The organism is Escherichia sp. XD33, from assembly GCF_019375075.1.
In the GTDB taxonomy this organism is placed as follows: domain Bacteria; phylum Pseudomonadota; class Gammaproteobacteria; order Enterobacterales; family Enterobacteriaceae; genus Enterobacter; species Enterobacter flexneri_A.
Window position 1 is genome coordinate 1 of the sequence record NZ_JAENDM010000328.1, and the last position, 592, is coordinate 592.

Here is a 592-nt window from a genome sequence, read left to right on the forward strand (position 1 = left end):
GATCCATTTGATATGGTATACGTGATGATGAATAGTAAGTTGTTTAGTCATGTATATATTAAAGATTGTAAAGTAAGGCAATCATTTGAATTAGCGTCACCTAAGCACACTGAGGGGCTTATAAGAAGCATAGAGGGGCATTATGTAGGTTATGAATTACATGACGGTAAACAGCTTTCTATTAGCGATATGATGGCCAGTCAATTGTTTGAAGATGAGTATTTTATGTATGGATTACAAACATATGCAGAATCAAATAATAGTGATGTGTTTAAGTGCTTAGAAAATGGATTTGATACAGATACACTTGAGGGCATTCAATCGAGTAATACTGATGTGATAGCGAATATTGAAATGTTGTATCAGTTAGCTACGGGAATCAATGAACCAGTACCAGAGTTAGTTGAGGGGTTAAAATTAGTAACTGAGTTTGTACAAGATGAGAATGCGACACAAGAGGATTACAAGGCGTTAGAACGTAAATTGAATGATCTAAAAGCGTCTTACTATAGCTTGAGTAAATAATGTTATGAGGGGTCACATGTAGTGTGTGGCTTCTAATAAAATACTACGATTTTATACGAGGTATAGC

At 34.8% G+C, this 592-nt stretch carries 1 protein-coding gene; it reads left to right on the forward strand.

What is annotated here, in order from left to right; translation table 11 throughout:
- On the forward strand, positions 1 to 525 hold a 525-nt coding region (locus K0778_RS27060; RefSeq protein ID WP_153520387.1), incomplete at its 5' end, for a pathogenicity island protein.
- Positions 526 to 592: the final 67 nt, after the last annotated feature.